The sequence below is a fragment of the Allocoleopsis sp. genome (genome assembly GCF_036703385.1).
GTDB lineage: Bacteria > Cyanobacteriota > Cyanobacteriia > Cyanobacteriales > Coleofasciculaceae > Allocoleopsis.
The window spans coordinates 1-5,074 of sequence record NZ_DATNPA010000435.1 but is presented as its reverse complement, the minus strand read 5'-3'; the positions used below and the strand labels follow the sequence as shown (position 1 = coordinate 5,074).

Here is a 5,074-nt window from a genome sequence, read left to right as displayed (position 1 = left end):
TCAACCGTTGCTAGTCGCTCAGCTGGACTTTCAGCAAGAACACCTTGACCAAATAACTGATGAGCAATGCGATTGCGGTAGTGGGGTTTACCATTAGCATCCAGTACCGACACACCCACCGGCACGGCTTCTAAAAATTGAGTCAGCTTCCTCTCGCTTTCCTTAACTTCTGTGTAGAGTTTGGCATTTTCAATTGAGATCGCCGCTTGGGCGGATAAGAGTTTTAAGATTTCCAATCGATCAGGAGTAAAAGCTCCTATGGTAAGATTATTTTCTAGGTAAACAATACTGATGAGTTTGCCTTGATTAATTAGAGGAAAACACAAGATTGATTTGGGTTTATGTTGGATAATGTAGGGGTCAAGTTTGAAATTTCCCTCACGAGCCGCATCATTTAAAACTACACTTTCCTTCATGCGAGCCACATAATTGACAATAGCCAGGGAAAGTAGAGGCATATTGTCAAGCGCTCCCATAGATTCGATAGGAATTGACTGTAATACCGTGACGTTATCCCGCTCCATTGCGCCTTCTGCTTCAATCAGCAGTTTACCCGCTTGTTCCAAAATCAGAAAGCCTTTTTGCGCCCCAGCATTCTCAATCAGAATCTTCATCAATGTTGCCAGTAATTTATCTAGCATCATTTCACTAAAAATGGCTTGGCTTGCTTTGATTGCTGTTGCTAAATCCAACGATTCTGAACTGCCGCTGCTTGTTGTTGTTGGATCGAGCAATGCCGTTGGCTCAATTCTTCCAGTTCGGGCTGCTGACGTGCCAAAATGAGCGTTAGTCACGCTATCCGACTTTCTAGTCAGCAATTGAGGATATCGCACTTCTAAATCCTTGACTTTAGCAATTGCTCCCCAGCGACGATAGCAATAACGAGCATCAAGCAGATAAGCCTGTGCGATTTTCACTTTACCTAAACCCAGATAAAACTTGGCGGCTAGTTCATGAGCGAGTGCTTCTTCATTGATGTATTCATGTTCTTTTGCCAGTTCGATCGCGCGATCATAATAGTCTATTGCCTGAGCTTTATGACCAAGGATTCGGTGTCGCTCTGCCTCCACTAAATAAAATTTATGCAGGTGAGTCATTGGAGCATGATTAGCCCATTTTTTTATTTTTTTCTGATTGGCTTTTACCTTCAGTAATATTTGCTTCTGTTCAGACGAGGAAACATTCGGATATATAGCCAAGTGGACAAGGGATGTGTAGAAGTGGGACAGAGGAATTGTCCCGACAGCACTATCGATAAATTCTTCAACTAACTGAGCGTTTTTAATAGCTTGAGGATAATCTTGAAAAAGATAACAGAGAACTAATTTATAAAAATATAGCGAGTGGCAAATATTTTTAGCATTGGCCTCCCGATGAATGGGAAGCATTTCGATTTCGTTGTAGCTTTCACCAATTAAACGGCACTTATCTTCAGCCCGACCCATCAAGTTTAATACGACCTGCCGACAGAGTTCGTTATAATAAAACGATGTTTCTTGCTTGAGTTGCTTTAGGGCATTACTATACAGCGCCATTTCTCGTTCCAGCCTGACTAATTCTTTACCCAGGACATAGGAATGGTAGCAGTACACACAGGCGGCATAAGCGGCGTATTCTAAATCTCCAGTTTCCAATCCAATTAAGTAAGCATCTAGCAAAGGGGTTAAGGTTTCCCCAAGATGCTCCTTCCAATGTCTGATAAAGTAATTAACAATTAGGACTGTCCTAGCTTTGAGTTGTTTGGCATTAAACTTATCGACCAATTTAAGAGCAAGTTGACCAAATTGATAACCGGACTCAACGTCTCCTACGACTTCTCCAGAAAGAATAAGTCCGTATGTGGCGTAGGCATAGCAGGACGCAGAAGTGTTACCATACTCGAGCGATAGATTGACCTGTTTTAACACAATCAGGGGTAGAAGTTCCGGCGCGGCAAAATAGACCGCAGAAACTACACCTGAAAGGATACGCATAGCAGCTAGTTTGTCAGGGTTAGTCATTTGAGGTAGGTCGATTAAGCCGTCGATTGGTTTCCCTGCAAACCTTAACTTAGTCCTCGCCAGTTCCCATAAAATATGTAATTTATTGGGTTTCTTGGGAAAGCGAATTTGCAAAACACTCAAGACTGAAAGTGCAGTCTCGATCGCTTCTAGGGGTTTATTCTTTACTGTATAGGCTTGGATCTTGACTTCATATACATTGACTTTGTCCAGAACGGTTTTAGCGTGTTGCAGCACAACTGAAGCCAATCTCTCCATTTCCTCAAAATTACCCGTGACATAAGCCGCTTCTGCTGCTTCCACATAGAGTGCTAGGGTTAGGTGATACTGCCTTTGCCAGCTATCTACGCTGAGGCAATCCATGCCAATTTTTAAGTAATTCCAGGCTGGTTCATAAGCGGCTGATGCCTTGGCTTTTTTACCAGCCATAAGATTTAATTGAGCGAGTTCATCTCGTTCTGACTGAACAGCGATTAATTTAAGACCAAAGTTGAGTTGATTGACAATGTCAAAAATCTTCTGTTCTCGCAGCTGCTGCGGAGTGTTGTGCAACAGAAGTTGCCCGACTTGCCAGTGAACAGCTTGCTTGTCTTGTGCTGGAATTAGGGAATAAGCGGCTTGCTGGATGCGATCGTGGGCAAACTTGTATTCAATGGAGATGGGGAATTGAAAATTGGCGATTGGGACTTTGGCTTCCTGTTCCCATCCTCCAAGTACCTTATAGGCATTATCTAAAGGTAAGACGATACTTTCTGCAACGGCTTCGTGCAAGTCAAGGGCAGTTTCTTTGAGAGATTTTTCTAAGACAACCGCTAGCGTTTGCAGGTCAAACTGATTACCAATACAGGACGCTAGCTGCAATGCCCGTTGTGCGATCGCACTCAATTTTTGAATCTTACTCGCCATCAGTTCGACAACATTCTCGGTAATGCGCCTTGCTTTAATTTGCTCTAAATCCCACTGCCACCGACCCTGCGATCGATTAAATTCTAATAGTTTTTCGCCATAAAGGGATTTCAAAAATTCATTCATAAAGAAGGGATTGCCATCTGTTTTTGCCAGTACTAATTCGGCAAAAGAGATGGTTTCACCTGGAGGACAATTCAATGTTTCTGAAATTAACTGATTGACGTTAAACAAATCTAGAGGTGAGAGTACAATATGATTGACTATGACTCCAGATTGTCGAATTTCATCGACCGTTAACATCAACGGATGAGCCTCACTCACTTCGCTGTCGCGATAGGCACCCATGAAGAACAAATATTCACTATCCGGTGCGGTCATTAGCAACTTAATCAAGTTCAGTGAAGCCACATCTGCCCAGTGCAAATCATCGATAAACATCACTAAGGGATGTTTGGGTTGGGTAAACACCTTAATGAAGTTTTTAAACACCCAATTAAAGCGGTTTTGAGATTCAGCGGGCGCTAGCTCTGGCACAGCAGGCTGCTTACCTAGAATCAGTTCCACTTCCGGAATCACATCAATAATGACTTGACCACTAGCACCGAAAGCTGCTAAAAGTTTTTCGCGCCATTGAGCAAGAGAGGCTTCTGTTTCAGTTAAAAGTTGCCGCACTAAATCAGAAAAAGCGCTAACGATCGCTGAGTAGGGGATGTTGCGCTGGAGTTGGTCAAATTTCCCCGAAATAAAATACCCTCGATGCCTAGTAATCGGTTTATAAAGTTCCTGCACCAGTGCTGACTTACCGATGCCAGAATAACCTGACACCAGCATCATTTCGATTTTAGATTTTTCCGTCCTCGGACTGGACTGTGTCGCGCTGGGCAAACGTCCTATAGGTGAATTGAGCATTTTAGATGCAGAGATTATCTCCGCCTCTTCACCTAGTCCTCCTGCTGCTATTCGTTCAAATGCTGCGAGTAAAATTTCTACTTCTGCCTCACGCCCATATAATTTTTGCGGAATTTGAAATTTGCCAGAAATATCATGACGCGCCAGAGGAAAATCTAAAATTTTGTTGTTATTTTGTAGCTGGGAAAGACATGCTTCTAAATCCGCTTTAATTCCCCAAGCACTTTGATATCGCTCCTCAGCGGTTTTCGCTAATAACTTCATAACAATCTCTGAAATCGCTGTGGGAATCTCTGGATTGACTTGGTGAGGAGGTGTGGGTTGTTTAGCAATATGACAATGAACTAACTCCATTGCATCGGTTGCATCAAAGGGCAACTGATGGGTAAGCAGTTCATAAAAGCTGGCACCCAGAGAGTAAAAGTCAGTTCGGTAATCCAGCAAACGGTTCATTCTCCCGGTTTGCTCTGGTGAAATATAGGCTAGAGTCCCCTCTAAAATATTAGGATTTTTGATTGTATGATTTTCGCGGGATAAGATAGTGGAAATGCCAAAGTCAATGAGTTTAAGCTGTCCCGTAGTGGGATTTAAAACAATATTCGATGGATTAATGTCCTTGTGGATAATATTACTGCCATGAATTTCATCTAAAATCTCAGTAACTTTGATGGCGAGCAATAAAAATTCTTGGAGTGTAAATTTTTTTTTATTCATCAATATCTTTAAGGATTCGCCGCCAAAATCCTCAAAGGTGATTACCAGAGTTTTTTGATACTCTTCTAAGCTATAGGCCTTGACAACGCCTTCAAGATTCAAGCTGTGAGTAATTTTATATTCCTGTTTATATCTAATGATTTCTGCGGGCGTAGGGTACTCTTCCCTAAGTAACTTGAGGATAACCGCTTGGCTATCTTCGTCTCGGATACCCCTATAGACTATCGAATTGGGACTTTCATAGATTTGACCGAGAATCTGGTAGCCTAATAGGGCGCTCATCGTTTTGACTTTTCAATGGATGGTTTGATCGGGTACACAGAACGAGCAGGGAAAAGGAGATTCTTTGCCCCTCTCCCTATATTTAATTTTTCAGGACTTTCCGTAAAAGTCAGGAGCGTTTGCTAAAATTTAGTAAGGATTAACTCTGAGAATAATCCCTGTATGTCCAAAAAGTAAAATAATTATTAATAATATATTAAAATTCAGATTAAGCTTTTGTTGCAAAAACTTAATCCTTTATTAATTACTCTGTCGGAATA

The 5,074-nt window shown here is 41.9% G+C and carries 1 protein-coding gene; it reads right to left on the bottom strand.

Annotation, left to right across the window (positions count from 1 at the left end; genetic code table 11):
* On the bottom strand, nucleotides 1–4,814 hold a 4,814-nt coding region (locus tag V6C93_RS21415; RefSeq protein WP_333478704.1), incomplete at its 3' end, for an ATP-binding protein.
* Nucleotides 4,815–5,074 lie beyond the last annotated feature (260 nt).